The 23,114-nt window shown below is 73.6% G+C and carries 20 protein-coding genes; 9 read left to right on the top strand and 11 right to left on the bottom strand.

Features of this window, described 5'->3' with window-relative positions; all coding sequences use genetic code 11:
• Positions 1 to 95: 95 nt before the first annotated feature.
• From HII36_RS07245 to HII36_RS07225, 5 genes are all read right to left on the bottom strand, one after another.
• A complete protein-coding gene (locus HII36_RS07245) occupies positions 96 to 707 on the bottom strand; it encodes a GAF domain-containing protein (protein ID WP_217369253.1) in 612 nt (203 codons plus the stop codon).
• A 27-nt stretch (positions 708 to 734) separates the two neighbouring features.
• A complete protein-coding gene (locus HII36_RS07240) occupies positions 735 to 3,845 on the bottom strand; it encodes an ATP-binding protein (RefSeq protein WP_173522275.1) in 3,111 nt (1,036 codons plus the stop codon).
• Positions 3,842 to 4,024 carry an aroma-sacti cluster domain-containing protein gene (locus tag HII36_RS07235; RefSeq protein WP_217369252.1) on the bottom strand — a complete coding sequence of 61 codons (183 nt, stop codon included), beginning with the start codon at positions 4,022 to 4,024 and terminating at the stop codon, positions 3,842 to 3,844. The genes HII36_RS07240 and HII36_RS07235 overlap by 4 nt, the downstream gene beginning before the upstream one ends.
• A gap of 5 nt (positions 4,025 to 4,029) precedes the next feature.
• The gene (locus HII36_RS07230; RefSeq protein WP_173522273.1) at positions 4,030 to 5,166 is read right to left on the bottom strand and encodes a M29 family metallopeptidase; all 1,137 of its coding nucleotides are present in this window, start codon (positions 5,164 to 5,166) and stop codon (positions 4,030 to 4,032) included.
• Between the two features lie 78 nt (positions 5,167 to 5,244).
• A complete protein-coding gene (locus tag HII36_RS07225; RefSeq protein WP_173522272.1) occupies positions 5,245 to 5,445 on the bottom strand; it encodes a hypothetical protein in 201 nt (66 codons plus the stop codon).
• 232 nt (positions 5,446 to 5,677) lie between these two features.
• Here HII36_RS07225 and HII36_RS07220 point away from each other — a divergent pair, with 232 nt between their 5' ends.
• Genes HII36_RS07220 through HII36_RS07205 form a run of 4 tightly spaced genes read left to right on the top strand, consistent with a single transcriptional unit; the run spans position 5,678 to position 11,562 of the window.
• Positions 5,678 to 6,490 (top strand): S8 family peptidase, encoded by an 813-nt coding sequence (locus HII36_RS07220; protein ID WP_173522271.1) that lies wholly within the window; start codon positions 5,678 to 5,680, stop codon positions 6,488 to 6,490.
• Positions 6,487 to 9,615: a S41 family peptidase gene (locus HII36_RS07215; RefSeq protein ID WP_173522270.1), complete on the top strand. Its 3,129-nt coding sequence runs from the start codon at positions 6,487 to 6,489 to the stop codon at positions 9,613 to 9,615. Before HII36_RS07220 ends, HII36_RS07215 begins: the two co-directional genes overlap by 4 nt.
• Positions 9,596 to 10,822 (top strand): MFS transporter, encoded by a 1,227-nt coding sequence (locus tag HII36_RS07210; RefSeq protein ID WP_173522269.1) that lies wholly within the window; start codon positions 9,596 to 9,598, stop codon positions 10,820 to 10,822. Before HII36_RS07215 ends, HII36_RS07210 begins: the two co-directional genes overlap by 20 nt.
• Entirely contained in the window at positions 10,819 to 11,562 is a 744-nt protein-coding gene (locus HII36_RS07205) for a class I SAM-dependent methyltransferase (protein ID WP_217369251.1), read from the top strand. Before HII36_RS07210 ends, HII36_RS07205 begins: the two co-directional genes overlap by 4 nt.
• On the opposite strand, the gene HII36_RS07200 is transcribed toward HII36_RS07205, so the two are convergent.
• On the bottom strand, positions 11,549 to 12,688 hold the full coding sequence (locus HII36_RS07200) for an MFS transporter (protein ID WP_328807619.1): 1,140 nt from the start codon (positions 12,686 to 12,688) through the stop codon (positions 11,549 to 11,551). The two genes, HII36_RS07205 and HII36_RS07200, sit on opposite strands and share 14 nt — an antisense overlap.
• Positions 12,689 to 12,742: 54 nt before the next feature.
• Here HII36_RS07200 and HII36_RS07195 point away from each other — a divergent pair, with 54 nt between their 5' ends.
• The 3 genes from HII36_RS07195 to HII36_RS07185 all read left to right on the top strand — a co-directional run bounded on the left by HII36_RS07195 (position 12,743) and on the right by HII36_RS07185 (position 16,364).
• Complete coding sequence (locus HII36_RS07195; RefSeq protein WP_173522267.1) at positions 12,743 to 13,492, top strand: AraC family transcriptional regulator; 750 nt, start codon at positions 12,743 to 12,745, stop codon at positions 13,490 to 13,492.
• 102 nt (positions 13,493 to 13,594) lie between these two features.
• On the top strand, positions 13,595 to 15,673 hold the full coding sequence (locus HII36_RS07190; RefSeq protein ID WP_173522266.1) for a prolyl oligopeptidase family serine peptidase: 2,079 nt from the start codon (positions 13,595 to 13,597) through the stop codon (positions 15,671 to 15,673).
• A 76-nt stretch (positions 15,674 to 15,749) separates the two neighbouring features.
• A complete protein-coding gene (locus tag HII36_RS07185) occupies positions 15,750 to 16,364 on the top strand; it encodes an HNH endonuclease family protein (RefSeq protein ID WP_173522265.1) in 615 nt (204 codons plus the stop codon).
• Here the strand turns inward: HII36_RS07185 and HII36_RS07180 are convergent.
• A complete protein-coding gene (locus tag HII36_RS07180; protein ID WP_173522264.1) occupies positions 16,361 to 16,999 on the bottom strand; it encodes an FMN-binding negative transcriptional regulator in 639 nt (212 codons plus the stop codon). The genes HII36_RS07185 and HII36_RS07180 overlap by 4 nt on opposite strands.
• A gap of 35 nt (positions 17,000 to 17,034) precedes the next feature.
• Between HII36_RS07180 and HII36_RS07175 the strand changes: the two genes are divergently transcribed.
• Positions 17,035 to 18,360 (top strand): aminotransferase class I/II-fold pyridoxal phosphate-dependent enzyme, encoded by a 1,326-nt coding sequence (locus HII36_RS07175; RefSeq protein WP_173522263.1) that lies wholly within the window; start codon positions 17,035 to 17,037, stop codon positions 18,358 to 18,360.
• Positions 18,361 to 18,386: 26 nt separating this feature from the next.
• Here HII36_RS07175 and HII36_RS07170 read toward each other — a convergent pair whose 3' ends face one another.
• The 4 genes from HII36_RS07170 to HII36_RS07155 all read right to left on the bottom strand — a co-directional run bounded on the left by HII36_RS07170 (position 18,387) and on the right by HII36_RS07155 (position 22,220).
• A complete protein-coding gene (locus tag HII36_RS07170; protein ID WP_328807618.1) occupies positions 18,387 to 19,541 on the bottom strand; it encodes a Dyp-type peroxidase in 1,155 nt (384 codons plus the stop codon).
• The gene (locus tag HII36_RS07165) at positions 19,538 to 20,074 is read right to left on the bottom strand and encodes a copper chaperone PCu(A)C (protein WP_328807617.1); all 537 of its coding nucleotides are present in this window, start codon (positions 20,072 to 20,074) and stop codon (positions 19,538 to 19,540) included. The genes HII36_RS07170 and HII36_RS07165 overlap by 4 nt, the downstream gene beginning before the upstream one ends.
• Before the next feature lie 85 nt (positions 20,075 to 20,159).
• Positions 20,160 to 20,696 carry an MFS transporter gene (locus HII36_RS07160; RefSeq protein ID WP_173522262.1) on the bottom strand — a complete coding sequence of 179 codons (537 nt, stop codon included), beginning with the start codon at positions 20,694 to 20,696 and terminating at the stop codon, positions 20,160 to 20,162.
• A 63-nt stretch (positions 20,697 to 20,759) separates the two neighbouring features.
• The gene (locus HII36_RS07155; protein ID WP_173522261.1) at positions 20,760 to 22,220 is read right to left on the bottom strand and encodes an MFS transporter; all 1,461 of its coding nucleotides are present in this window, start codon (positions 22,218 to 22,220) and stop codon (positions 20,760 to 20,762) included.
• 134 nt (positions 22,221 to 22,354) lie between these two features.
• Here HII36_RS07155 and HII36_RS07150 point away from each other — a divergent pair, with 134 nt between their 5' ends.
• On the top strand, positions 22,355 to 23,074 hold the full coding sequence (locus HII36_RS07150; RefSeq protein WP_173522260.1) for a hypothetical protein: 720 nt from the start codon (positions 22,355 to 22,357) through the stop codon (positions 23,072 to 23,074).
• Positions 23,075 to 23,114: the final 40 nt, after the last annotated feature.

Genomic DNA, 23,114 nt, shown 5'->3' with positions numbered 1-23,114 from the left:
CGGCAGCGTCAGAGGTGTATAAGAGACAGGGTGTGGGCGTAGGTCGAGGTGGTAGGCGTGGGCGTCGTCCAGTTGGCCGATGAGGGGCAGGCCCGTCATTCGCCACGCACCAGAAGCTCCTCCACCACCGTGAGCAGCCGCAGCGCGGTCTCGCTCACGGGTCCGTCCCGGTGTGCGGCGACGCGGTCGAAGACCGCTCTCGGGTCGTGCGCGGTACGCCCGCCACGCACCTTGATGAGTAGTTCGAGGCCCAGCGCCGCCTGCGTGGCCAGCAGGGACAGCAGGTCCACGTCCGCCAGCTCACCGCGGTGGCCGATGCCCCGGTCGAGGACTTCCAGCACGCCGACGCAGTCACCGCGCCTGAGCAGCGGCGCGGCCATGATGCTGGTGGGCACGTACCCGGTGGACTCGGCCGCGCCCTGGGCGAACTGCGCCGTCTGCGACACGTCGTCGACCAGCATCGGCTGGTTGCTGATCGCCACCCAGCCGGCGATCCCGGTGCCGGCCGGGAAGCGGGTGCCGAGCAGGCGTTCCTCTCCCTTGCCCGCCACCGCCTCGAAGATCAGGTCACCGGTCTCCTCCTCGACCAGGAAGATCGACGCTGCGGCCGAGTCGAACACGTGCCTGGCGACCTCGACGATCGACTGCAGCAGCAGGGGTTCGGAGATGTCGGTGTCACGGGAGTGCAGCGGGATCTCAGCGGGCACGGCACACCTCCAGGTCGTCGATCCGGTTCACGCCGTTCCTCCTTCTGGATGTGCCAGCCGCGCGGCCCACGCGCCGGCCTGCCGTTCCATGAGCGTGGCGCCCTTGGAGGCGTACCGGCCGGCCGCCGTCCTGGCGGCGTGCGCGGCTTCGGCGGGCCGGCCCAGCGCTTTGTAGGCGCGGGAGAGTTCGATCAGCACGTCGCCCTGCAGGCAGGGGTCGTCGGTCAGGGTGAGCAGCCGCCGTACGTCGTCGGCGAGCGCGGCGGCGTCCGCGTCGAGCCCGGTCAGCGCGGCGCAGCGGGCGCGGAAGGCGGTGGTGATCAGTTTCGCGTCGGTCTGCGTCCATTCGCCGCTCACCTGGGCGCCGCGTTCGACGGCCTCACGTACGCGGCCTTGGTGCAGCAGTTCGCGGGCCGCGCAGGTGTCCAGGATCGCGGCGGCGTCGGCGCTGCCGGCCTTCGCCAGCGCCCGCGCCGCCTGGGTGAACAGCGCCTCGGCCCGGACGTGGTCGCCGCGCAGCGATTCGAGCAGGCCCGTCACCTCGGCCACCGCGCCGAGCGCCCGTTCCATGTGCAGGTCGGCGGCGTGTTCGCGGGCCGCGTCGAGTGCGGTGCGCGCGGCGTCCAGGTCGCCCTGCCAGGCGGTCAGCCGGGCCCGCGCGACCAGCACCGGGATGAGCATGGCCCGGTCGTCGGCGAACCTGGCCGACAGCTCGGCGCACACCTCCAGCCCGGCCGGGATCGGCGTCGGCGACCACTGGGCCAGTTCGCACAGGGCGACCAGCAGGCGGTTCTCCTCGTAGCCGTCGCCCATGGCGCCGGCCCGCTCGATCCCGGCGCGCAGCGCGGCCTCGGCGGGGCCGAACCTGCCCGCGTTCAGGTGGCGCAGGCTGCGCAGGTAGTACAGGCGGCACCAGCCCAGGTCGTCGCCTGGCGTGCCGTCGAGGTCTGGGTCGTCGAGGTCTGGGTCGTGGCCTGGCGTGCTGTCGAGGTTCGGGGCGTTGAGGTCTGCGGTGCCGGTGAAGACGCCGACGATGTTGCGCTGGATGGCGCAGGTCAGGGCGTTCGCCGGGTCCCCAGGCAGCGCTCGCTCGGCGGCTGCGACAGCCGTGAGCGCGCCGTCCACGTCGCCGAGCGCGAGCCTGGTGTCGCAGATCCACACGGCGAGCCGCCGATGCTCGGGCCGGCCAGGCGGCAGCAGTTCCTGAGCGCGTTGCAACAGGGCGTCGGCGGCGGGCAGGTCCGTCCAGCGCAGCGCCCTGGCGCCCGCGTCGAGCAGCGCGAGCGCCGCCCGGGTGGCCAGGGCGGGCAGCTCGGGGTCGTCGGGACGCAGCTCTCTGCGGAAGGTGCAGGCGGATTCGAGGTGGTGCGCCCGGTCGGGGTCGCCGCCGGACGCGTGCGCCGCCAGCGTCAGGTGCCAGGTGGCCCGTCTGGCCTTGCTGGTCAGGGTGTAGACGGTGTCGCGGAAGAGCACCTGGGCGAAGCGGTAGCCGCCCGTGTCCCTGTCGCGGACGATCAGCCGTCCGCGCAGCAGCCGCCGCAGCCGGTCGTCGACGTGCTCCCGCTCGGCCCCTTCCTCGCCGAGCAGCAGGCGCAGCTGGTCGTGGGTGAAGGAGTAGCCGCAGGCGGCGGCGCATTCCAGCAGCTCGCGCTCCCCGTCGTCGAGCCGGTCCAGCCGTGCCGCCAGCACGGTCTGGATGGTCAGCGGCACCGGCGTGGCCGGTTGTCCCTCGTCCCGTGCGGCCAGGATCAGCTCGGCGAACAGCGGGTTGCCCTCGGAACCGGTGATCGCCCGCCGAGCCAGCACGCTCGTACCCGGCGGCGCGCTCGTGCCCGGCGGCGCAGCGCTGTGCGCGCTCACCTCCAGCTCGGGCAGCGCCACCGGCAGCAGCCCGGCCACCAGCAGGGCCATCTCCTCCTCGGCCAGCGGTTCCAGCTCCAGGATCGCCGAGCAGGGCAGTCCGCCGCCCCACGTGCTCCTGACGTCCAGGAGTTCGGGTCTGGCCAGGCAGACCAGCAGCACCGGCACGTCGGTGAGCCACCTGGCCACCTCGTCGATCAGGCCGAGCAGCGTGGGTTCCGCCCACTGCAGGTTCTCCCAGATCACCACGAGCGGACGCGTACGGGCCAGCGACTCGAACAGCAGGCGTACCGCGTGGGTGACCTCGGCGACCCCGACGGGCTCACCGACCGGCTCCCCGTCGGCGCCGCCGGCCAGCGCCGTCAGGCTGCCGACCGCCCGGGCTCCGCCGTGCTCCCCGCCCAGCGCCTGGCTGACCCCGGCCCAGTCGTCGGCCAGCGAGCCGAGCATCTCGGCGATGGGACGGTAGGTGGCGCCCCTGCCGTACGAGTGGCAGGAGCCGCTGATGATCCGCGCCTGCCCGGCGCATGAAGCCCGGACGAACTCCCGCACCAGACGCGACTTGCCCAGCCCCGGCGCGGAGATCACGGTGACGCAGCAGCAGCGCCCGGCCAGCGCCCGGCGGTAGATCTGGTCGAGCTGCGCCAGCTCGCTCTCCCTGCCGACCAGGGCGACGGCGTCGTCCCCCGCTCCGGGCGGCTCCTGCGCCCGGCCGAGGAAGCGGTAGGCGGGGATGACCGTGCTCTTGCCCTTCAGCGTGAGCGGGGTGACCGCCTCCAGCCGGGCGTGCGGGCCGGCCATGAGCGCGACGTCCGCGTCGATGAGCAGTTCACCGGCCGCGGCGGCGCTCTGCAGGCGGGCGGCGGTGTTCACCACGTCGCCGATGACCCGCAGGTCGTTCGCGGGCGAGGAGACGACCACGGCCTCGCCGACCGCGATCCCGCCGTGCACGTTCAACTCGATGCCGTGGGTGGGGGCCAGTTCGGCGTTGAGCCTGCCGATGGCGTCGAAGATGGCGGCGGCGGCCAGCACCGCGCGGGTGGCGTCGTCCTCGTGGGCCGCGGGCACGCCGAAGGCGGCCATCACGGCGTCGCCGATGAACTTCTCCACCGTCCCGCCGTACTCGGCGATGGCCAAGGTGCAGCAGCCGTAGTAGCGGTCGAGGATGCGGTGGAGAAGTTCGGGGTCGACGCGTTCGGCCAGTCCGGTGGACCCGACGAGGTCGACGAACAGCACGACGACGTTGCGCCGGGACGTGCGGACCGCCGGATCGTTCATACGATCTTGACCCCGTGCCCTTCCGCCTCCGGCGCGACGGCGTCGAGCCGGGCCTTCAGCCGGTTCAGCACCTCCACCTCCGGCTCGGTCAGCGTGGCGAAGACCGCCTGCTGCGCGTCGGAGAGCAGGTCGACGGGGTGGCCGGTGCCGCGCAGCGCGGCCAGTGCGTCGAACGGCATGCTCATCACTCCCCCAGGTCGGCGACACCGAGGTTGCCGAGGTTGCCGAGTTCGAGCCCGCAGCAGTCGATGTCGAAGAAGTCCTCGCCGCTGACGCCCCTGGGGTGGGCCGTCGCGGGCGCGGTCCAGTCGGCCAGGTCCAGCGGCTCCGGGTGCCCGTCGAACCAGACGCTCGCGCCGTCGGTGATCAGGTCCAGGTGGATGTCGGCGGTGTGCAGGTTGCGGCTGGGGTCCTGGTTGTGCTGGCCGAACCCGATGTGGACGCCGCAGCGCCGCTCGTTGATGTGCGAGTTCGTGGCGATGAACCCGGGGATGCCGTCGTTGGTGCCGAAGCCGAGCTCGCCGATCCGGCGCGCGTTGGGCCGCTGGAAGCACAGGTCGAGCAGCCTGAGCGTGGTGGGGTCCGCGCAGTCGTAGGAGGTGACCACGCTGTCGGTGATCTCCACGTGGACCGGGTGCGCGCCGAGCCTGGCGTCGTGGCGGGTGAAGACGTTGGCGTTGAACGCGCCGTCGGCCACCAGCACGCCGTCCACCCGTACCGGGTAGGTGGCGATCTCGCCTGGCGGCAGCAGGAAGGTGCCGCCGTCGCGGCGCTCGCCGCGGTTGCTGACCCACTCGTAGACGTCGTGGTCGAGCGTGATCGCCAGTTCGGTGCCCGCCTTGGACGCGACGCGCAGCCGGGTGGCCGCCAGCATCCTGGTCAGCAGCGCCGCGTTGCGGTGCGACAGACTGGTGGACGAGCTGTTGAGCGCGTAGGCGAAGAACTCGTCGGAGGCGCTGATGACCCGGCACAGCGTGCAGCGCGAGCGCGGGTAGTCCTTCAGCATCGCCTCGAAGTGCCTGCTGTGCGAGAGCGTGTTCTTCTCCAGGGCCAGGACGATCAGTCGGCCGGCGAAGCTCTCCGGCGCCGGCAGCACCTCGGCGAACCGCGAGCGGAAGGTCGGGTCGCTGAGCGGCCGCATCGCCACGGACGAGACCGGGATGTCGCGGCTCCTGAGCGCGATGAGCACCTGGGCGGCCGCCGGCCGGCTGTCGGCGGTGTAGGCGATCACCACGGCGTCCTCGTGCGTGACGGCCAGGTAGTCGTCGAGTAACGCCCCGACCCCTTTGTCGATCTCTGCCTGGGTGATTTCTGCGAGCATGCTGCGCTGGTTCCTCTCAGGGCTGGCTCGTCACGGGCGGGCGACGGCGGGGGAGCGCCGGGCTCCCCCGGCCGTCCGTCAGTAGTCGACGTCCTCGGGACGGGAGGTCGTGTAGGAGACGCTCCACGACTGCTGGGCCTCGTGCGCGAGCACCTCGGCGGCCTCGTAGTTCTCGACCAGCTCGGGCTCGGCCTCGCGCAGCTCCTTGAGCGCGGCGGCCAGGTTCGCGGCGGCGGCGGCTACCTGGGCGCGTGCGGCGGATTTGCGTGCGTCGGACATTGGCTTCCCTTTCCCGGGTTGGATATTGCGCTCATACTCCAACCCGGCGCGCTCAATAAATCGCTAATCGAGACTTGAATAACTCATATCCGCAGGCCGGAGAATTCTGAAGGCCTCTCCGAGGGCTGTGATTCAAGGTCAACAGCACGGCTGACCTGCGAATATACCGATAACCAGCCGACGCTAAAACGGCGGGCTTGACGCGTATGTGGGCGACATTTAGGCTGATCGGATGATCGGCTCGCAGGTCCGGTTGACGTGGTACCTGGAAAAGCGTGAAGTCGACTCCATCACCGTGCCCGCAGCCGGATCCGGCCAGGTGAACGCCGAATACGCCTGGGGCGGGGCCACCGGCCGGGGCGTGCGCGTCTGCGTGATGGACAGCGGGGTCGAGGCGGGTCATCCGCTGGTGGGCGCCGTCGTGAGCTCCTCCGGGCTCGACGAGAACCTCGACGTGGTCGAGGTCCCGCCGGAAGACGTGCACGGCCACGGCACGGCCTGCGCCGGAATCGTGCGCAGGATCGCCCCCGAATGCGAGATCCACAGCCTGCGCATACTCGACCACCGGGGCATCACCTCGGGCCGGGCGCTGATCGCCGCGCTGCGCTGGGCCGTGACCCAGGGCTTCGACGTGATCAACCTCAGCCTCTCCACCTCCAAGGAGGAGTTCCGCGGTCCTCTGCAGGAGGCGCTCGACCTGGCCTACTTCAACCGGGTGCTGGTCGTGGCGTCGGCGCACAACATGCGCATCGAGAGCTTCCCGTGGCGCTTCTCCTCCTCCATCTCGGTCGGCAGCCATCGGGAGAGCGATCCCGAGACGTTCCTGTACAACCCCGAGCCGCCGGTCGAGTTCTTCGCCCCGGGCCAGGCCGTGACGGTCGCCGCGCCGGGCGGCGGCACCACCCGCAACACCGGCAACAGCTTCGCGACCCCGCACATCACCGGCCGCTGCGCGCTCATCCTGAGCAAGCATCCCGAGCTCACCCCGTTCCAGGTGAAGAACGTGCTCTACCTGACCGCCGCGAACGTCGTGACCGGCCGATGACCCGCCGCGGCTACTTACGCGATCCCCATCTCGCGGGCGGCCTGCTGACCCTGCTCAGCGGCGACGACGTCTGGATCGCCGAAGCCGACGCCGAAGCCGACGCCGACGCAGCAGGCGGCACCGCCAGGCGCCACCCGGCCGGCGCCGACGGGCCGGTGGCCTGGCCCAGGTTGTCCCCCGACGGTTCCGTGCTGGCCTGGATGAGCCGGCGGCACGGAGCGCCGGAGATCTTGCTCGCGCCGGTCGACGGCACGACGCCGTCCAGGCTCACCTACTGGGGCGATCCGCACGCCCGCCTGCACGGCTGGCTGGCCGACGGCACGGCGCTGCTGGCCACCTCGGCGATCGAGCAGCCGAACCCGCGCGACCTGTGGGCCTACCTGGTGCCGATCGCGGGCGGCCCGCCGGAGCGGCTGCCGTACGGGCCGGTGGCCGAGATCGCCCGCTCGGGGACCACCACCGTGCTCATCACGGACCGGGCGCACGCCGACCCGGCCAAGTGGAAGCGTTACCGGGGCGGCGGCATGGGCCGCCTGTGGATCGCCGACGGCGACGGCCCCTTCCGCCGGCTGCTCCCCGGGCACCAGGGCATGATCGCTTCGCTGATGACGGTCGGCGGGCGGATCGCGTTCATCTCCGACCACGAGGGCGTCGGCAACGTCTACTCCTGCCGTCACGACGGCTCCGACCTGCGCCGCCACACCGCGCACCGAAACTTCTACGCCCGCGCGGCCACCAGCGACGGCGAACGCGTCGTCTACCAGCACGCGGGGGAGATCTGGCTGCTCGACGACCTGGACGGCGAGAGCCGCAGGCTGGAGCTGACCCTGCCGGCCAGGACGGGCCGCACGCTGCGGCAGGTGACGGCCGACGACGGGATCGGCCAGGCGTGCCCGGAGCGCGGCGGACGGTCGAGCCTGGTGGAGGTCGCCGGCACCGTGCACCGGGTGGAGCACCGGGGCGGCCGGGCCACGCTGCTGACCGACCAGGGACGGCTGCCCCGCGCGCTCGGCGCCGGCGCGGTCTGGGTCCGCCGGCAGGACGGCCTCGACGTGCTCGTGTCGGAGAACCGGCAGGACGGCCCGGACGTGCTCGTCACGGAGAACCCGGAAGGCGAGCCGCACCCGTTGTGCCGCCCGGGGGAGCTGGGCAGGATCACCGAGGTCGCCACCGCACCCGACGGTGACGCGCTCGCGGTCGTCTCGGCGCACGGCACGCTCACCCTCGTCGACCCGGTGACCGGCGAGAACCGCACCCGGGCCACGATCAGAGGCAGCATCGGCGCGGTCGCGTTCTCCCCCGACTCCCGGTGGCTGACCTGGACCGAGGTGCACCGGCACCGCGCGTCACGGGTCAAGCTGGCCGAACCGGGCACCGGGCAGGTCACCGACGTCACCGGCGGCGACTGCTACGACCTCGACCCCTGCTTCACGCTGGACGGCCGCTACCTCGCCTTCCTGTCCTTCCGCGACTTCCACCCGGTCTACGACCAGCACGCCTTCGGGCTGACCTTTCCCTGGGGGTGCCGTCCGCACCTGGTGCCCCTGGCCGCGGGAACGCCGTCGCCGTTCCCCGGCTGGGGCAGGACGCTGACGACTGGTCCCGCCGTACCGGCCGGGCGGGTGGACGTCGACGGACTGCCGGCGCGGCTGATCCCGGTGCCGGTGCGTGAGGCGGTCTACGCGTGCCTGCGCCCGGTGCCCGGCGGCCTGGCCTGGCTGCGACTCCCCGTAACCGGCAGCGGCGCGACGCTGGAGAGGTTCGACCTGGTCACGGGGGAGACGACCGAGCTGGCCACCGGCGTCGAGCGGTACGCGACCGGCCACGACGGACGGTGGCTGCTGGTCAGGCGTGCAGGCGTCCTTCGGCTGATCGACCTGGCGGGGGAGTTCGCCGAGGAGGAGCTGGACCTGTCCGGGATCAAGGCCGACGTCGATCCGATGACGCGCCGGCGGCTGGCGCTCGACCAGCTGCGCCACCTGGTCCCCGAGGAGTTCTGGGCGGCGGGCCTGCCGGGCGTCGGCTGGCCGGACGCGTTCGGCAGGTACGCCCGGCTGGCCGAGCGCATCGACGGCGACGCGGACTTCATCGACCTGCTCTGGGAGATCAACGGCGAGCTCGGCTGCTCGCACGCCTACGTCAGGCCCGCGCCGCGTTCGGTGCCGGCCCGGGCCAGGGCCGCCAGGCTGGGCGCCGACCTGGCGAGAGACGGCGAGGGCGGCTGGCGGATCGAGCGCGTCCTGCCCAGCGGCGACTGCGACGACCTGGCCCGCTCGCCGCTGGCCGCGCCGGGGCTCGACGTGCGGCCGGGCGACGTGATCACCGCCGTGGACGGCCGTCCCGTCGATCCGGCGCGCGGCCCGTTCCCGCTGCTGGTGGGCAAGGCGGGCCGGCCGGTGGAGCTGACGCTGGGCCGGGGCGTCCGGGTGCTGGTGCATCCGGTGGCCGACGAGTTCCGGCTGCGCTACCACGACTGGGTGCGCCGCCGCCGCGACCGGGTGGCCGTGCTGTCGGCCGGCCGGGTCGGCTACGTGCACGTGCCGGACACCGACTGTGACGGCTGGGCCCACCTGCACCGCGGCCTGCGTGCCCAGCTCGACCTGGAGGCGCTGGTGGTCGACCTGCGCGGCAACAGCGGCGGCAACGCCTCACCGCTGCTGCTGGACCGGCTGCGCAGGCAGATCATCGCCTGGGACGTGCCGCGCCACGACGCGCCGGTGAGCTACCCGCCCGAGTCGCCGCGCGGACCCGTCGTGGCCGTGACCGATCACCGGGTCTCGTCCGACGGCGACATCGTCACCGCGGCCATCCAGCGTCTGGGGCTCGGCCCGGTGGTGGGCAGCAGGACGTGGGGCGGCGTGGTCGGCAACGACCGCTTCCACCAGCTCGCCGACGGCACGCTGGTCAGCGTGCCGTCGCGGCCGTTCTGGTTCGACCACCGCGGCTGGGAGCTGGAGAACCGCGGCGTCGATCCCGACGTCGAGGTGCTCATCACGCCCGACGACTGGCGGAGGGCCGCCGACCCCCCGCTCGACACCGCGGTGGGCCTCTGCCTGGAGTCCCTGAGGCAGCGGCCGGCTGCCGCCCCGCTGATCCGGAGGTTCCATGTCGATTACGGCGCCTAACACGCATAACCGGAATTTCCTTGCCTATTGGACGGCTGTCGGGACCTCTCAGCTGGGGTCGGCGGTCACCATCGTCGTGGTTCCGCTGGTGGCCGTCGTGACGTTGCACGCGGGGCTGGGGCAGATGGCCTGGCTGGCGGCGATGGGCACGCTGCCGGTGCTGCTCATTCGCATCCCGGCGGCCATGTGGGCGGACTCGCTGGCGAATCGGCTGCCGTACATGATCGCGTGCAACCTGCTGCAGGCCGTCATCGTGGGGCTGGTCCCGCTGCTGTGGTGGTGGGGGGCGCTGAACTTCGTCCTGCTGCTGGTGTTGCAGGGGCTGGCCGCGCTGCTGCTGGGCGTCTACGCCTCGCTGGCGACACCGGTGGTCGTGCAGATCGTGCCCAAGGAACGGCTGGTCGACGCCAACGGCAAGCTCAACACCACGCGCAGCGTGGCCGACATCACCGGGCCGGCGATCAGCAGCGGGCTGCTCGCCGTGCTGGCCGCGCCGCTGGTGCTGCTGGTGGACTGCGTGTCGTTCCTGTTGTCGGCGCTGCTGCTGCGCCGCATCAGGATCGAGGCCCCGGAGCGGCAGCCCGGCGGGCGCGGCGGCGGCGCGACGGGCGAGCTGTGGCAGATCGCGAAGTTCCTGGCCCCGCGTTCCGGCATACAGGCGTTGATCATCGTGACGCTGGTCAACGGGCTGGTCGACACGATCCTGATGCTGTACCTGGTGCACGAGCTGCGGATCGGCTCCGCGCTGATCGGCGCGCTGATCGCGCTCGGGGCGGTGGGCGGCGTGAGCGGCGGCCTGGTGGTCGGACGCCTGCTGGACAAGTTCGGCCCGGCCAGGACGCTGACGATCAGCGCCGTGCTCACCATCCTCTCGCTGGCCCTGCTGCCGTTCGCCGGGCCGGGGGTGACCGGGGCGGCGGCGGTGGTGCTGTTCGAGTTCGCCGGGAGCTTCGGCGGCACCATCCTCATCTCCACGGTCTTCGGCACCCTGCAGGGCGCGGCCAAGGGGGAGCAGGTGGCCAGGGTGATGGCCATGGCGGGGACGTCCATGCAGGTCTCCGCGCTGGCCGGGGTCGGGCTCGGCGGCCTGCTCGGCACCTGGCTCGACCTGCGGCAGCTCATGTCCGTCGCGGCGGGGCTGCTGGTGGCCGGGCTCGTGGTGCAGATCGTCCGCTTCGCCGCCGCCAGGGCGGAGGCCGCCCCATGACCTGGACCCCGATGCTGGCCCCCGCCTATCTGGAGCACACGCGCGGGCCGCTCAGCGCCGTCCGCTTCGAACTGGTCACCCGGGCGATCCTGGAGAACCTGCCGGACCGGCCGTGCGACATCGTGGACGTGGGCGGCGGCCACGCCCGGCAGGCGATCATGCTGGCCCGGGCCGGCCACCAGGTCACCGTGGCCGACCCCGACCCCGTCATGCTGGCGGCGGCGCGGCGCAACCTGGCCGACGAGCCCGCCGAGGTGCGCGAACGGGTGCGTCTCGTGCCGGGCCGCGTCGACGGCGGCGCGTTCGACGCGGTCTGCTGCCACAGCGTGCTGGCCTACCTCGACGATCCCGCGCCGATGCTCGGCCACCTGGTCGCGCTGGCCGGGCCGGGCGGGCTGCTGTCGGTGCTGGCGCTCAACGCCGACGCGATCGCCATGCGCAGCGGCCTGCGCGGCGACTGGCGCGACGGCCTGGCCAGCCTGCGCGCGGGCCGGCAGGTCGGCGATGCGTACCTGCCCGCGCGGGCCGACCGGGTCGAGGACCTGGCCGAGCGCCTGGCCGGGCTGGGCGCCCCTGCCTCCACCTGGTACGGCGTGCGGATCTTCACCGACCACCGCGACGACTCAGGCCCGATCGACGGGCTGGCCGACCTGCTGGAACTGGAGTGGGAGGCCGGCGCCCGCGACCCCTACCGCCGGGTCGCCCGCCTGTTCCACCTGCTGGCCGTCAAGCAGGCGTGACGGCGGGCTCGCGCAGGGTGCGGAGCAGGAGCCAGCCGAGCGCGGGCAGGACGATCAGCGGCAGCAACGCGGTACGCAGCCCGGCAGTGTCGGCGACGACCCCGACGAGCGGCCCGGCCAGCCCGCCGACACTGACGGTCAGGCCCAGCGTGACGCCACTGGCCGTGCCCATCCGGTTGGGCAGGTAGTCCTGGCCGAGAGTGATGTGCAGGGAGAACGGCACGTACAGGCCGGCCGAGGTGAGCGCGACGAACAGGTAGAGCGGCGGCCCGGGCACGAACACCACCCCGGCCACGGCCAGGACGGTCAAGGCGTACGACCACTGGACGACCCTGACCCGGCCGAAGCGGTCGGCCAGCCGTCCGCCCGCCACCGTGCCCACCGCGCCGCCCAGGTAGAGCACGAACAGGGCGAGCGTGCCGGAGAGTTCGCCGCCGGAGGTGCGCTGGCGGACGTACAGCGCGACGAACGTGCTGAGCCCGACGAAGACCACCGACCTGCACATGATCGCCCCGGTGAGCCGGAAGAAGGACGGCCAGTCGTCACGCCGGACCGGAAGGTCGGCGCGGGCGGCGGCCGCGGCCCTGGGCGTGACGGCGCGCAGCGCGGTCAGGCACAGCAGCGCGCCGGCCACGGCCGGGACCACCAGCAGCGGCGTGGCGTCGAGCCCGCCCACGGCCATGGCGGCGAAGACCAGCAGCGGCGCGACGGCGAAGCCCAGGTTGCCGCCGAGCGAGAACCCGCCCATCGCGGTGTGGCTGCCGCCGGCGGCCTGGCGGGCCACCCGGGCGGCCTCCGGGTGGTAGGCGGCCACCCCGATCCCGGACACCGCGACGGCGGCCAGCGTGAGCGCGTACGAGTCGCCCACCCCGGCCAGCGCCACCCCCGCACCGCCCGCCAGCGTGGCCGCGGGCAGCAGCCACGGCATGGCCCACTTGTCGGTGAGCACCCCGAACAGGGGCTGGACGATCGACGACAGCAGCGACGCGGCCAGCACCACGCCGGAGACCGCGGCGTAGGTGTAGGCGCGCTCGGCGACGAAGAACGGCACGAGGGCGGCCACCGCCCCCTGGTAGACGTCCACGCAGGCATGGCCGACGGACAGCAGCGTGATGGGCTTGGGCACGTGTCCATCCTGGTCAGCGGGCTGCCTGGCGCGCTTCCGATAAAATGCCAACATATGCCGTATATCCGCCACACCGCCGAGGCGCCCACCCGAACCCAGGCCCTGGCGCCCGGCGAGATCATCGACGCCCACCGCCACGACGACCACCAGATCGTCTACGCGGGCTCGGGCGTGCTGGCCGTCACCACCGACGCCGGCACCTGGTTCGCGCCGGGGACCCGGGCGATCTGGGTGCCCGCCGGGTGCGTGCACGCGCACCGCGCCCACGGCCATCTCACGCTGCACCTGCTCGGGCTGCCGCCGGAGGTCAACCCGCTGGGACTGGACGCGCCGACCGTCCTGGCGGTCGGCCCGCTGCTGCGCGAGCTGATCCTCGCCTACACCCGCGACCCGCACGACGAAGGGCCCGAGCGGCTGCGCCTGCGCGCGGTGCTGCTCGACCAGTTGCGTGCCTCGCCGCAGCAGCCGGTGCACCTGCCCGCGCCCGCGGATCCCCGGCTCAGGGCGGTCTGCGACCTGCTGCGCCGCGACCCCGCCGATTCGCGCCCGCTCGCCGCGCTGGCGGCGGCCGCGGGGGCGGGCGAGCGGACGCTCAGCCGGCTGTTCCGCCGCGAGCTGGGCATGACGTTCCCGCAGTGGCGCACCCAGTTGCGGCTCTACCACGCGCTGCGCCTGCTGGCCGACGACGTGCCCGTCACCACGGTGGCGCACCGCTGCGGCTGGTCGTCGGCCAGTGCGTTCATCGACGTCTTCCGCCGCGCCTTCGGCTACACGCCGGGCACGCACGCCAGGAGTACGCCCTGATCACCTGCTATACTGGTTGATAGCTGGATGAAAATGGGCTGCTTCCGCCGGGCGGAGGTGGCCATTCTGCTTTTTCGATCACTTTTCCGTGAAGGAAGCAGAATGACGTCACCATCGCTCCCCCGCCAGCTCGCCCGCACCCGCCGCTTCACGCTCGGCGTCCCCGGCTCGTTCACGATCTCCCCCGACGGCCGCACGGTCTTCTTCCTGCGCAGCAGGGGCGGCGAAGACCCGGTCTCCTGCCTGTGGATGCTCAGGGACGGCGTGGAACACCTGCTGGCCGACCCGCTGGAACTGCTGGCAGGCGCGGACGAGGAACTGTCGGCCGAGGAACGCGTCCGGCGCGAGCGGGCCAGGCAGACGTCGTCCGGGATCGTCGCCTACGCCGCCGACCAGGCGTGCGAGGTGCTGGCGTTCGCGCTGTCCGGCCGCCTGTGGACGGTGCGCCCCGCCGACGGCGAGATCCAAGCGCTGCCGGTGGACGGGCCCGTGATCGACCCGCGCCCTGACCCCACCGGGCGGCGGATCGCGTACGTCAGCGGCGGCGCGCTGCGCGTGGTCGAGTGCGCGAGCGGAGAGGACCGGGCGCTCGCCCGGCCCGACGGCCCTGAGGTGACGTTCGGGCTGGCCGAGCACGTGGCCGCCGAGTCGATGTACCGGCACCGGGGCTACTGGTGGGCCCCGGACGGACGGCGGCTGCTGGTCGCCAGGGTGGACACGGCCGGGGTGGCCCGCTGGTACGTGGGTGATCCGTCCGACCCGTCGCGGCCGCCGTCGAGCTTCCCCTATCCGGCGGTCGGCACCGCCAACGCCGAGGTCGGCCTGTGGCTGGCCGACGTGTCCGGCGGCCCGCTGTCGCCGGTCGGCTGGGACACCAAGGCGTTCGAGTACCTGACCGCCGCCGGCTGGGACGCCTTCGGCCCGTACGCCGCCGTCCAGGATCGAAGCCAGCGCCACGTCCAGGTGCTCGGCATCGACCCGGGCACCGGCGAGACGCGAGTGCTGGCCGAGCAGTGCGACGACGCCTGGGTGGAACTGGTGCCGGGACTGCCCGCCAGGACGGCCGCGGGAGCGCTGCTGACCAGCGCCGACCAGGACGACACCCGCAGGCTCCTGGTCGACGGCGTGCCCGTCACCCCGCCCGGCCTGCACCTCGACAGGATCGAGGCGGTCGACGGCGAGAGCGTGCTGTTCACCGCCGTCGACGAGCCGGCCGAGACCCACCTGTGGGCCTACCACCCGGACACCGGCCTGCGGCGGGTCAGCGACGAGCCGGGCGGGCACGGCGGCACGGGCCGGGCGGGCACGATCGTGCTGGTCTCACGCACCCTGAGCCGCTCGGGCACGCGCGCCAGGATCCTGCGTGACGGGACGTCCGCCGAGATCGCCTCACTGGCCGCGCGTCCGGTGCTCGAACCGCGGCCGGCCATGCTGAGGCTGGGCCCGCGTGAACTGCGCGCGGCGTTGTTCCTGCCGTCCTGGCACCGGCCCGAGCACGGGCCGCTGCCGGTGCTCATGGACCCGTACGCGGGGCCGGCCATGCGCAAGGCCACCGCCGAGCCCGCCTGGTTCGCCCACGTCTCGCAGTGGTTCGCCGAGCAGGGCTTCGCGGTGCTCGTCGTGGACGGCCGCGGCACCCCGGGACGCGGCCCGGCCTGGGAGCGCGCCATCCACCTGGACCTGGCCGGACCGGTGATCGACGACCAGGTGGACGCGCTGCGCGCGGCCGCGGCCGCGCATCCCGCGCTCGACCTGACCAGGGTCGGCATCCGCGGCTGGTCGTTCGGCGGGTTCCTGGCCGCGATGGCGGTGCTGCGCCGCCCCGACGTCTTCCACGCCGCCGTCGCCGGAGCGCCCGTCACCGACCAGCGGCTGTACGACACCCACTGGCGCGAACGCCACCTCGGTCACCCGGACGAGCACCCGGAGGCCTACGATCGCTGTTCGCCCGTCCTGGAGGCGTCGTCGCTGCGCCGGCCGCTGCTGCTGGTGCACGGGCTGGCCGACGACAACGTCTTCGCCGCGCACACGCTGCGGTTCTCGGCCGCGCTGCTGGCCGCGGGACGTCCGCACGAGGTGCTGCCGCTGTCGCAGGCCACCCACCTGCCCACGCAGGAGGCCGTGGCGGAGAACCTGCTGGTGCACCAGCTCGGGTTCCTGCGGAGATCGCTGGGATTGTGAGCGCGCGGCCGGCGCGCGGGTCAGTATTGGGTCAACCGCCGTTCGCCGGGGCCGGGCTGCTGCTACTGGTGTACGCATGCTGACCCACCTGTGGCCGGTCTCTGCGGCACTGCTGATCGTCCCGCTGGCCGTGCCCGCGCTGCCGGAGCCGGCGTCCGTGTCCGACGCCCGCGCCCGGCTCAAGCAGCTCACCGTCGGCAGGCCGGGCTCGCTGGCCGGCTACAGCCACGCCAGGTTCATGCCGGAATGGCAGGAGCAGGAAGGTCCGTGCGACACGCGCGAGGTGGTGCTGCGCCGTGACGCGCTGTCGTACCGGACCGACCTGGAGTGCCGGGCCGTGCACGGCCGGTGGCACAGCCCGTACGACGGCATGACGCTGACCAGCGAGACCCAGATCGACGTCGACCACCTGGTGCCGCTGAGCAACGCCTGGCGCTCCGGCGCCGACAAGTGGAGCGACGCGCGGCGTCACGCCTTCGCCAACGACCTGACCAGGCCCGAGCTCATCGCGGTGAGCGAGCGCGCCAACGTGGCCAAGGGCGGGCGCAGCCCCATCACCTGGCGTCCGCCCCGGCGCGACTACTGGTGCACGTACGCGCGGGCCTGGATCGACGTCAAGCACCACTACCGGCTGCGCGTCACCGCGAACGAGCGGGCCGCGCTGGCCCACATGCTCCGCACCTGCGGCTAGCTCGGCGCCTGCGGCTGGAGGGACAGGCGCCTGAGCTGCTGGGCGCGGGCGCCGGCGTCGCCGGGCAGGTCGCGCTCGGCCAGCCTGTCGGCGATCGCGCGGCGGAACTCGGCCGGCCGGTGGTCGTCGTACTTGAACTTGGCCCGCGCCCGGGTCACCTCCAGCCGCAGGCCGCGGATGGCGGAGAGCAGCTTGCGGTACGGGCCGTCGTCGACGGCGACCTGGCCGTAGTCGCCGTCGGGCTGGTGGTGGGCGAGCTGGCGGCGCAGGATCTCCGCCTTGCCCTCCTTGTCGTCCACGATCTCGGCCGTGCAGGTGAGCTGGACGGCGGCGTAATAGCTGGTCGGCACGCCGTCGGTGGGGGAGTCCGAGCGCCAGGTGGTGGGGATGTAGGCGTAGTCGCCGAACACGCTCAGCACCACCGTGGGATTGGCCGCCAGCGCCTCCCAGATCGGGTTCGGCCTGGCCAGGTGGAGCACGATCCGGCCGCCGCCGTCGAAGTGGAAGTGCGTCGGCACGACCACCGGCGGCTCGCCGTCCACGCCGTTGGCCGCGAGCTGGCCGAAGTCGTGCCCGGCCAGCCAGTTTCGCCACTCGTCGTCGTCACGGGCCGCGTCCCAGGGCTGAATCAGCATCGCAACTCACTTTGTATTAGTACATAATAGTTTTTGTGCTAGAAAGATATCGGGTAACCGGTGGGACGGCCAGCGAGATTGCCGCCAATGTCGAGGCGGCGGTGTCGTCCGGGCTGCTCGCGCCGGGCGCCGCGCTCCCCCCGGTCCGCGAGGTCGCCGCGCAGGCCCGCGTCAGCCCGAACACCGCGGCCGCCGCCTACCGCCTGCTGCGCGAGCGCGGCGTCGTCGAGACGGCCGGCCGCCGGGGCACCAGGATCAGGCCGCGCCCGGCCGGCACCACCCGCGAGGACTTCCGCGTCGAGGCGCCGCCCGGCGCGCGCGACCTGTCCAGGGGCAACCCCGACCCGGCGCTGCTGCCCGCGCTGCACGAGGCGCTGGCCGCCGCCGCGCTGGCGCACGAGCGCACCCCCGCCATGTACGGCACCGGCGACGACGAGGAACTGCTCGCCCTGGCCGCCGCCAGGCTGCGCGAAGACGGCGTGCCCGCGGCTCCCCTGGCGGTCACCTCGGGCACGCTCGACGCCGTCGAACGCGTCTTCCTCGCCCACCTGCGACCCGGCGACGCGGTCGCGGTCGAGGACCCGGGCTGGACGGCCCTGCTCGACCTGGTCCCCGCCATGGGCCTGCGCCCGGCGCCGATGCGGATGGACGACGCCGGCCCGCTGCCCGCCGACCTGGACCGGGCGCTGCGCGCGGGCGCCAGGGCCGCGGTCGTCACCGCCCGCGTGCAGAACCCGACCGGCGCCGCCGTCACCGCCGAACGCGCCCGCGAGCTGCGTGCCGTCCTGTCCGCGCACCCGGACGTGCTCCTCGTCGAGGACGACCACGGCGCCGGCCTGGTCCACCTACCGCTGCACCCGCTGGCCGGAGCCACCACCCGCTGGCTGCTGACCCGCTCGACCGCCAAGGCCTACGGCCCGGACCTGCGCCTGGCCCTGGTCACCGGCGACCAGCTCACGCTGGAGCGGCTGCGCGGCCGTCAGCGCCTGGCCACCGGCTGGGTCAGCCACCTGCTGCAACGCGCCGTCGCCCACCTGTGGCGCACCGGCGCGGTGGACAGCGCCGCCGTGGCCGCCGCGTACGCGGAACGCCGCGACGGCCTGATCGCCGCGCTGGCCGGGCACGGGATCCCGGCACACGGGCGCAGCGGGCTCAACGTCTGGGTCCCGGTGCCCGACGAGAGCACCGTGATCAGCCGGCTGCTGGCGGCCGGCTGGGCCGTCGCGCCCGGCGCGCGCAACAGGATCGCCACGCCGCCCGCGATCCGCGTCACGATCGCCGCGCTGAGCCCGGGGGAGATCCCCGGGCTCGCCGCCGACCTCGCCGCCGCACTCCGCCCGGCCGGCGGCAGGTACGGCTGACACACCGGGATCAGGACGGCCCGGGATCAGGACGGCAGGGTCTCCCCGATCCACCCCTCGGGCCCGCACCCGGGCGGGATGAGGAAGACGGCCGAACCGATCGTGGTGATCCACTCGTTGAGCAGGTCACCCTCGGCCAACCGGCGCTGGACGGGCACGAACTGCCGCTCGACGTCCGCCTGGTAGGAGGCGAACAGCAGCCCGGAGTCCGAGGTGCCGTCGGCCGCCACGCCCTCGTCGTAGTTGTACGGCCGGCGCAGGATCCGCTGCCCGGGATCGGCCACCCGGGCCCGCCTGATGTGGGCGTACTCGGAGATCACCGGGAAGCCGAGCCGGTTCGTGCGCGCGAAGTCCGGCTCGTCGTGCTCGGCCCGGCCGGTCAGTGGGGCGCCGTCGCCGAGCCTGCGGCCGATGGTGAACTCCCTGGCCACCCGGTCGGCGGCGTCCCAGGTCTCCAGCTTCATCCTGATCCTGCGCAGCACCAGCGTGGTGCCGCCGTGCAGCCATTGCGGACCCTGGCCGATCCACACCGCCCGGTCCAGGTCGGTGGGGTTGACCGTGCCGTCGACCTGGCCCATCAGGTTGCGCTGCGTGGTGCCCGCCGGTGAGAGCGCGCTGCGGAAGCCGCGTTGCGTCCATCTGACGCGGGTGAACGACCGGGCGTCCTTCACGATCATCCGCAACGCGTGCGCGAGCGTGAGCTGGTCGTCTGCGCAGATCTGCACGAGCAGGTCGCCGCCGCTCCACCGCTTGTCCAGCCGGTCGGTCTCGAACGCGGGCAGCGGCGAGAGCGGCGGCTCGACCCCGGCCGCCGCGAACAGCCCGGCGCCGAAGCCGAACGTGATCGTCAGCCTGGCGGGGGTGGTGGCCAGCTCGGGCTCGGTGTCGGCGAGCGCGGGACGGCCCTGGGTGAGCCGGCGGGCGTCGTCGGTGAGCAACTGCATCAGCCGCACGACGGACTCGCGGTCGCCGCCCGGCCGCAGGTCCAGGCCGAGGAACACGGCGTACGCCTGCGGGGACGTGGCCACGCCGGCCTGGTGGGGTCCGTGGAACGGCTCGGCCGCCGGGGCGGCGCGGGTGAGAGTGGCGCGGGTGGGCGTGGCGGCCGGGGTCGCGGGCGCGGCGAGTGCGCCGGCCGCGGTGACGGCGCCCCCGGCGAACAGGTTCCTGCGCGAGATCACTGGTGCCCCGGCTGGTAGTCCTCCTTGCCGCCGGCGAAGTCCTTGCCGACGGCGGTGAACTCCAGCGGCCGGCCGTCCTTGACGGTCAGCGTGAACGGGATCCGCGCACCGGGCTTCACCTCGTCCGTGACGCCCATGAGCATGATGTGGTCGCCGCCGGGCTGGAGCTGGTGCGTGCCGCGCGCGGGCACCACGAAACCGCCCTCCTTGGGCCGCATGACCATCTTGCCGCCGGACTCCACCACCTCGTGCAGCTCCACGGTTGGGGACAGCGGGGTCGCGCCGGCCACGATCGTGATGGCCGCGTCGGTGTTGTTGACCAGCGTCCCGAACGCGGCGGTCATCGCCTTCCCGGTGGTCTTCACCCAGGGGTCGGTGATGGTCAGCGCCGGCACGCCGGCATCGGCGGAAGCGGAAGTGGAAGCGGAGGGTGCGGGCGCGGCGGCGGTGGTGGGCTCGCCGCCGCAGCCGGCCATCAGGAGCGCGGCGGCCAGCAGCAAGGCCGAACGAGAGAACGCATGACGAGAGAACACGGGGAAACGCCTTTCACCCCGGGGCACGCGAACGCCGCCCCGGGCACAGGGGTTGTCGGAGGAGACGTCTGCCGGACCTGGCAGGTCAGGCGGGGACGACCTCGGGCGGACCCCTCCTGCTGACCACGTGACGCAGCACCGCCGAGCGCGGCAGGAGCGGCCGCGACGTGCTCGGCGGGACGGAGAAAGGCGTGCTGAACAGGGGCAGCACGATGACGAGCAGCCGGACGGCCAGGCGGCGCAGCACCGCGAACAACGCGGCCTCGCCACGCGACAGCCAGAGCGCGGTCAGCGCGATCGCCCAGCCGTGCGCCACCAGCATGCCCAGGCCGGGCACCAGCCCGGCGTGCGCGTGCCCGGCCGCCGCCTGCTCCGGCGCGGTGTGCGCCAGCGCGAACAGCAGGTGCATGACCACCTGGAGCGCGCCGAGCAGCGGCAGGATCAGCGCGAACGTGCGCTCGCGCCCCGCCAGCGGAACGGCGGCGCCGAACGACAGCCCCAGCGCGCCCAGCATGACCGGGGCCGAAACCGACCCGCCGCCGAGCACGTGCGCCGCCACGCCGAGCCCGAGCGACACGACGGCGAAGGCCGCGGCGCGGGCGAGACGGAACAGCGGGGACACCCGTTCAGGATTCCACGGCACCTCGCCGGGTGCCGCACCGGGTGATCAAGAAGCCGGATGGGCCTACCGGCCGACCGGCTCCCGCACGCACGCAGCCGTGCCTCCCGACCGCCTGACCGACCCGCTGACCGACCGCTGGGGCCATTCACGACGCCGCGCTCGCGGCCTCGGCACGGCCCGCGACAGCGCGTAGGCCAGCACCCCGAGCACGCACGCGATCAGCACCGCGAGCGCGGCGTGCGTGGCGGCCGTCCAGCCGCCGTCCAGCGCGCTGAGGAAGACGCCGCTGGTCACCGTGCCGCCGAGCACGCCCCCGGTCTCCTGCACGGTGCCGAGCACCCCGGCCGCCGCGCCAGCGCGCTCCTTGCGCACGCCGTCCAGCGCCGACGACAGCAGCGGCGACATGAGCAACCCCATCCCGGCCCCGGTGAACAGCAGCGACACCACGACCGCGGCCGGCGTGCCGGCGCCGTACAGCAGGGCCAGGCCGAGCAGCAGCGTCAGCGCCCCGGCCACCGGCAGGCCACGGCCGAGCAGCGCGCCGAGCCTGCCGGTGCGCAGCGAGGCCACGAAGAAGCCCGCGTTCAGCGCCGTGCACACCGCTCCTGCGGCCGCCGGGCCGAGCCTGAGCCCTTCCTGCAGGTACAGCGCGAGCACGAACGACAGCCCCGCCGACGCGCCGAACAGCAGCGCCACCGCCACCAGGCCGGGGACGAAGCCCCGCTCGGCGAACACGTCCAGGCGCAGCAGCGGCTCGCGTCCGGCCGCGGCCAGCCGGCGCTGGCGGACGGCGAACCAGCCGAGCACCGGCCCGGCGGCGGCCAGGCAGAGCCACGTCCACAGTGGCCAGCCCTGCTCGCGTCCCTGGATCAGCGGCAGCACGACCGCGACCAGCCCCGCCGCGACCAGGGCCGCGCCGAGCAGGTCGACGCCGCCGCGCGTGGCGTTCGCGGCAGGGACGTCCGGGACCAGCCGCCTGGTCAGGGCCAGCGCCGCCAGCCCGGCGGGCAGGTTGATCAGGAAGCAGGCCCGCCAGCCCAGCCCCAGCGGGTCGGCGGCCACCAGCAGCCCGCCGATCACCTGGCCGCCGACTCCGGCCAGGCCGACCGCGGTGCCGTACCAGCCGAACGCCCTGGCCCGGTCGGCGCCGCGGTAGATCGCGCCGAGCAGCGTCAGCACCTGCGGCGCGAGCAGCGCGGCCGCCGCGCCCTGCGCCACCCTGGCGGCCACCAGCGCGCCCGCGCCCGGCGCCAGCCCGCACGCCAGCGAGGCCAGCGTGAACAGCGCCAGCCCGGCCGCGAACACCCGCCGCGGCCCGAACAGGTCGCCCAGCCGCCCGGAGATGATCAGACCGGCCGCGTACGCGAGCCCGTAACCGGCGACGACGAACTGCAGCGCGGCGTCGCCCGCCGACAGGTCGGCGCGGATCGACGGGACGGCCACGTTGACGACGAAGAAGTCCAGCGTGGTCATGAACACCGCGACCAGCACCACGGGCAGGGCGAGCCAACGGTTGGCAGTCATGAGATCTCCAGGGAGCAGCGAGGCACAGGGCGGTGAGAGAACACCGGCGCGCGCCGAACGGTTGATCTCACCCTGGAGCCGGGCAGTATGGATTCGCTGCGGATCCGCTATGGGCCCGGGCATAATGCTGCGAAATGCGGAAATTCCCGGTTCTGCTCGACTACGCGGCGGCGATCGCCCCCGTCATCGACGCCGCCCACGTCAACGCGCACGCCGCCGCCCACCGGGCGGGGCTCGAACTCGCCGAGCGCGCCGGAGTCACCATCGGCCTGCTGAACGACCTGCGCTTCATCCTCCCGCTGCGCGCGCTGACCCGCCGCGACCTGTCCGCTCTCTACCGGTATCGCGACGCGGCGGGCATCGAGGCCGGGCTGCGTGAGCATCTGCGCGAGGGCACGCTGGCCGAGGACGGCGCGGGCACGCTGCGGCTGACGCGTACCGGGCTGTCGTTCGTCCTGGCGCTGTACGAGGTGCAGGGCGCCGGCGCCGAGCGGGTCTGGGCCGATCACGAGCCGAAGCGGGTGCTCGACCTGGTCACCCGGGTGCTCGACCGGGCCGAGCCGCTGCCGGGCGGCGCGTTCGAGCTGGCGGTGCCGCCGTACGAGCCGGACGGCGCGCCGGCCGAGCTGCTGCTGTTCAACCGGCTCGCCGCGCTGCGCTACCACCGCGCCGACGCGCACGCCGCGGCCTGGCAGATCGCCGGGCTGTCGGCGGCCGAGATCGTCACGCTGCCCGAGGGTCCGCTGCGCACCCGCATCGAGGACGACACGAACCGGCGCGCCGCGCAGCCGTACCTCGCGCTCTCACCTGAAGAACGCGAGGCACTGCGCGACGGGCTGTTCGCACTGGTCTAGCGTCGGGCTGGGTACGGTCGGCGCCCGTTCGCACTCGTCC

This window comes from Nonomuraea antri (assembly GCF_013283785.1).
Taxonomy (GTDB): domain Bacteria; phylum Actinomycetota; class Actinomycetes; order Streptosporangiales; family Streptosporangiaceae; genus Nonomuraea; species Nonomuraea antri.
The sequence above is the reverse complement of the archived record's forward strand: the minus strand, read 5'-3'. Positions and strand labels throughout refer to the sequence as shown.

Bases quoted from the DNA above. Each gene is read 5' to 3' on its own strand.
- HII36_RS07240 (WP_173522275.1), bottom strand. From the start codon at position 3,845: ATGAACGATCCGGCGGTCCGCACGTCCCGGCGCAACGTCGTCGTGCTG.
- HII36_RS07235 (WP_217369252.1), bottom strand. From the start codon at position 4,024: ATGCCGTTCGACGCACTGGCCGCGCTGCGCGGCACCGGCCACCCCGTC.
- HII36_RS07230 (WP_173522273.1), bottom strand. From the start codon at position 5,166: ATGCTCGCAGAAATCACCCAGGCAGAGATCGACAAAGGGGTCGGGGCG.
- HII36_RS07225 (WP_173522272.1), bottom strand. From the start codon at position 5,445: ATGTCCGACGCACGCAAATCCGCCGCACGCGCCCAGGTAGCCGCCGCC.
- HII36_RS07220 (WP_173522271.1), top strand. From the start codon at position 5,678: ATGATCGGCTCGCAGGTCCGGTTGACGTGGTACCTGGAAAAGCGTGAA.
- HII36_RS07215 (WP_173522270.1), top strand. From the start codon at position 6,487: ATGACCCGCCGCGGCTACTTACGCGATCCCCATCTCGCGGGCGGCCTG.
- HII36_RS07210 (WP_173522269.1), top strand. From the start codon at position 9,596: ATGTCGATTACGGCGCCTAACACGCATAACCGGAATTTCCTTGCCTAT.
- HII36_RS07205 (WP_217369251.1), top strand. From the start codon at position 10,819: ATGACCTGGACCCCGATGCTGGCCCCCGCCTATCTGGAGCACACGCGC.
- HII36_RS07195 (WP_173522267.1), top strand. From the start codon at position 12,743: ATGCCGTATATCCGCCACACCGCCGAGGCGCCCACCCGAACCCAGGCC.
- HII36_RS07190 (WP_173522266.1), top strand. From the start codon at position 13,595: ATGACGTCACCATCGCTCCCCCGCCAGCTCGCCCGCACCCGCCGCTTC.
- HII36_RS07185 (WP_173522265.1), top strand. From the start codon at position 15,750: ATGCTGACCCACCTGTGGCCGGTCTCTGCGGCACTGCTGATCGTCCCG.
- HII36_RS07180 (WP_173522264.1), bottom strand. From the start codon at position 16,999: ATGCTGATTCAGCCCTGGGACGCGGCCCGTGACGACGACGAGTGGCGA.
- HII36_RS07155 (WP_173522261.1), bottom strand. From the start codon at position 22,220: ATGACTGCCAACCGTTGGCTCGCCCTGCCCGTGGTGCTGGTCGCGGTG.
- HII36_RS07150 (WP_173522260.1), top strand. From the start codon at position 22,355: ATGCGGAAATTCCCGGTTCTGCTCGACTACGCGGCGGCGATCGCCCCC.